Raw genomic sequence first — 4,133 nt, forward strand, 5'->3', positions numbered from 1 at the left:
CGCACTTGATGCGGGGCTTGGCTGCCTTCCACCGCGCCAAAAAGCCAAGCCCCGCATCAAGTGCGGGGCGACGGGGCAATTGGAGGTTTGGCATCAGAACGTCTTGAATGGGGTGGAGAGCGGAATGGCAGGTTTGGGTGCGCAGGATAACAAGGGCTGCCGCTCGACTTTCTCGCATCAACCGCCGATCTTCATCGCTGCAAACGATAAGCTGGATGCCCGTCACACCAGACCAGATAGGTAACAGACCCATCAATCACCCATACCTCGCCAAAGATTTTTCCGGCCTGTTCGGTTCCCGATGTTAATACTTCCTCCTTCGCTTCATCGCTCAGGAGCGCCCATGTCGAAAGCTTTATTACGAGCCCGCGACAGTCGGAATATATTGTTGACTTCGCTACCTTTATGGCTGCGGCTTTCGACAAAATTTCGGTCAACTCCGTCTTGTTTGGGACATGGTCGGATCGGGCTTTACCGCCACCGGCTTCTCGGTCTTCACGAAATTCGTCTGACCGGCGACGCCCGACTGGCAGCGCTTCAACCAGTTCGTACCGCGCCCATGTGCCATCGACCTCAATCTGAAAATCCGGAGCAATTTTGTGGTTCGCATCATTTTCCGGCCCGAGCATTAGAATGCGGCTGGCTTTGCGATGAATGCCAAAGTTTGAGGCGAGGTGAGCGTCCCGCCAGAAGCCCGCACGAGAGCTGTCTACTGCATGATCGCCGACAATGCTGCCGAACTGCTGCACACACTCCGCCAACGCGATCGGCGTGTGAACCTCAAAGAATTCAGCTTTCCATCGAGCGAGTTCCTGCTCGCTCATCTTGGTGCGAATGTCGTGAATGCGGCTGGGCATAGATGTTGGTTAGCTACCTTCGTACGCTACAGTCGAAGCTGAACCAGCGGACGGTCACAAGCAAGCCTGGATTATGATTGAATGTCCGCAATGGGGTCGTAGCCCGCCATTCCTGGCTCTGGCGACCGCCCGCCCCACCAGCACACCCAAAAACAAGCGGGTGCAGGGTCCTCGACCCTGCCCGCCGGAGGCCCCCCTCTCTTCCCTCAAGCCGCAACCGCCAGCCGCACCCCCAGCGCCTTCAGCACCCGCACCAGCGTGTCCAGCGTCGGGTTACCGCTTTCGCACAGCGCCCGATACAGCGCTTCGCGGCTGATGCCGGATTGGCGGGCGAGTTCGGTCATGCCGCGCGCGCGGGCCACGGTGCTGAGGGCGCGCAGCAGTTCTTCGGGGGTGCCATCTTCCAGATAGGCATCCAGATAGGCGGCGATATCGGCGGGCGTGTTCAGCACGTCCGCCGCATCCCAGGGCTTGGTTTCGATGGTCATGCTCAAACTTCCTTCACCAGCGCCACGGCGCGTTCGATATCCCGTTGCTGCGAACTCTTGTCGCCACCGCACAGCAGGATCACCACCACTTGGCCGCGCATCATGTAATAGACGCGGTACCCCGGCCCGAAATCGAAGCGCAGTTCGCTGACGCCATTGCCGATCGACTTGGCATCGCCGAAATTGCCTTGCGCCAGCCGGTCGATCCGTTTGGCGATGCGCGCCCGCGCCTGCACGTCTCGCAGCCCGATCAGCCATTCCAGAAATTCGGCGGTGCGCCGGACCTTCTAAATGTAACTTAAAATACACAAACTGACTGCGATGTCAAAGCCAGGACCCAAACGAAAGTGGGTGCAGGGGTTCAACCCCTGCCCGCCGGAGGCCCTCTTTCCTTCCTAAAAACCAAGAACAACCGCCCATCTGTCCTACACAGGCAAAGCCTGTCAAAATGGTACTGCCCGGCGTTTGGCCGCGGGGTGAGCGAGCGTGGCTGAAAAATCCTGAATCCGATACGAATCGTCAAAAGTGTCAAAACTGCAGGAGATTTTGATTGGCTGAATTGGCCGGTGACGGCGCCCTTTTCAGGCCGGTGGGATTTCGCCCAGCGAGGCCGGGTCTGCTGCACCGTCGAGATCGAGGGCGCCGCGGATGATATTGTCGGCGCCGGTCATCATGTCGCCGCTGATCACCTGCAGGTCCAGCCGTTCAAGGTCGCGGCGGCGGTATTCGGCTTCGATGGCGTCGATCATGGTTTCGGACGTGCCAATCGTGGCGAGCACGTCGCGGCCCATGGCGACAGCGCTTTCCAGGGTTTCGCGGGTCACCTGGTCCAGGCCGGCCCGGCGCAGGGCGATGCTGTGAGTGCGATCATAGGCCCGCGCGATGATCGGCAGATCGGGCCATTCGGCCTGGATGGGGGCGAGCACCGGTTTCGGGTCCCACTGGCCGTCGATGGCAAAGACCAGCGCGCTGGCGCTGCCAACGCCGGCGTTGCGCAGGATGTCCAGCCGCGTGCCGTCGCCCCAGAATACGGTGTTGCCAAAGCGGGCGGTGATGTCGATCAATTCGGCGTCCAGATCGACGGCGGTGAGCCCCACGCCGCGCGCCCGCAGCATCTGGGCGACCACCTGCCCCACCCGTCCGGCGCCGACCAGCACGACATGGCCGCCGTGACTGTCGGTGCCGGCGCTTTCCGGGCCGTCGCGGCTGCCGGCGTCGGCTGCCGGTTCCAGCCAGCGCATGGCAAGCCGGAACAGCAGCGGCGTCAACGCCATGGAACAGGTGACGACTGCGCCGAACAATTGCGCCGCCGAATGGCTGATCAGCAGGCCGCGTTCGGCTTCGGCAAACAGCACGAAACCGAATTCGCCGCCTTGCGCCAGCAGCAGGCCCATCTGCACAGCGCGGCGCCAATCGGTGCCGAAACTGCGCGCCAACACGGCGATGCTGGCGGTTTTCACCGCCATCACGCCCACCACCAGCGCGATGACCAGCCCCCAATTGTCGGCCACGACCCGCAGATCAAGGCTCATGCCGATGGCGATGAAGAACAGGCCCAGCATCAGCCCGCGAAACGGTTCGATGTCGGTTTCCAGCGCGTGGCGATAGGGCGATTCGGCCAGCATGACGCCAGCGACGAACGCGCCCAGCGCCATGGAAAGGCCCAGCGACGCCATCAGCAGCGCGCTGCCCAGCACGGAGAGCAAGGCGGCGGCGACGAAAGCTTCGCGGGCACCCAGCGTGCCGATGATGCGGAACAGACGCGGCAACACAAAGCGGCCAACAGCGACCAGAAACGCCAGCGCCCCGACCGTCTTGGCGACCATCACCCAGCCCGGCTCCGGATTGGCGACCGGTGCGCGCGACAGGGCCGCAACCACGGTGAGCAGCGGCACGATGGCCAGATCCTGGAACAGCAGCATCGAAAAGCTGCGTTCACCAAAGGCCGTGGCGGCCATGTGGCGTTCGTTGAGCAATTGCATGACCAGCGCCGTGGACGACAGGCCAAGCGGCAGGCCAACCACCAGCGCAGCTTCCCAGGTGAGGCTGGTCATCGCCAACAACAGCCCGGTCAGCGCCAGCCCGCACACCAGCACCTGTGCCAGCCCCAGCCCAAAAATATCGCGCCGCAGCGCCCACAGCCGCGAGGGTTGCAGTTCCAGCCCGATCACGAACAGCAGCAGAACAATGCCGAATTCGGCAAATTGCAGCGTCTGTTCGGCATTACCAACCAGGCCCGCAACCGACGGCCCGATCAGGATACCGGCAGCCAGATAGCCGAGCACGGCACCCAGCTTGAAGCGCACGAACAACGGCACCAGCACGACGACCGCCGCCAGATACACCACGGCATCGCGCAGCAGGGTCGAACCATGCTCCATCAGGCGGCAGCCTGCCCGGCATCGGCCAACGCGGCCAGCACTGCATCCAGCGGCAGCAGGATGGAGGGGTGGCGGGCGCGGTGGGCGCGGGCGGGGGCAAAGATCGCCCAGCCGTCGGGCGCGGTCTCGCTGCGGCCAGCCAGGAAATCGGCAAGCTGGCTGCGGGTGACGCTTAGCGCGCTGGCATCATGGCCGGGCGCACGCTGCATCACCACGGCGGCGCTGGCCTGGCCCAAGGTGCAGGCCCTGGTGGCATCCAGCCCCAGCGCGGCGATGCGGCCATCGGCAGCGGGCACCACATCGGCGATGATCTTGCTACCGCACACCGGCGACACCCGCGTCGCGCTGGCCACGGGTGCCGGCAGCCGATGCGCGGTTTCGCCCACCAGTTTCAGGCGCAAGATCGC

General features: G+C 63.6%; 4 protein-coding genes and 1 pseudogene. All 5 read right to left on the bottom strand.

Going from position 1 to position 4,133, the window contains the following annotated elements:
• Nucleotides 1-191: 191 nt before the first annotated feature.
• Entirely contained in the window at nucleotides 192-857 is a 666-nt protein-coding gene (locus tag RMO81_RS02835) for a hypothetical protein (protein WP_310474218.1), read from the bottom strand.
• A 206-nt stretch (nucleotides 858-1,063) separates the two neighbouring features.
• Entirely contained in the window at nucleotides 1,064-1,345 is a 282-nt protein-coding gene (locus RMO81_RS02840) for an addiction module antidote protein (protein WP_310474219.1), read from the bottom strand.
• A gap of 2 nt (nucleotides 1,346-1,347) precedes the next feature.
• A pseudogene (locus tag RMO81_RS02845) lies at nucleotides 1,348-1,620 on the bottom strand (type II toxin-antitoxin system RelE/ParE family toxin); the annotation flags it as partial.
• Between the two features lie 306 nt (nucleotides 1,621-1,926).
• Nucleotides 1,927-3,726 carry a monovalent cation:proton antiporter-2 (CPA2) family protein gene (locus RMO81_RS02850; protein ID WP_310474220.1) on the bottom strand — a complete coding sequence of 600 codons (1,800 nt, stop codon included), beginning with the start codon at nucleotides 3,724-3,726 and terminating at the stop codon, nucleotides 1,927-1,929.
• Nucleotides 3,726-4,133, bottom strand: a 408-nt coding sequence (locus RMO81_RS02855; RefSeq protein WP_310474221.1) for an iron-sulfur cluster assembly scaffold protein, incomplete at its 5' end; no start/stop codon positions are given. The genes RMO81_RS02850 and RMO81_RS02855, both read right to left, overlap by 1 nt.

It is taken from the genome of Sandarakinorhabdus sp. (assembly GCF_031422795.1).
GTDB lineage: Bacteria > Pseudomonadota > Alphaproteobacteria > Sphingomonadales > Sphingomonadaceae > Sandarakinorhabdus.

What these genes read in the sequence shown, in the direction of transcription:
- RMO81_RS02835 (WP_310474218.1), bottom strand. Translation starts at nt 857, where the DNA reads ATGCCCAGCCGCATTCACGACATTCGCACCAAGATGAGCGAGCAGGAA.
- RMO81_RS02840 (WP_310474219.1), bottom strand. Translation starts at nt 1,345, where the DNA reads ATGACCATCGAAACCAAGCCCTGGGATGCGGCGGACGTGCTGAACACG.
- RMO81_RS02850 (WP_310474220.1), bottom strand. Translation starts at nt 3,726, where the DNA reads ATGGAGCATGGTTCGACCCTGCTGCGCGATGCCGTGGTGTATCTGGCG.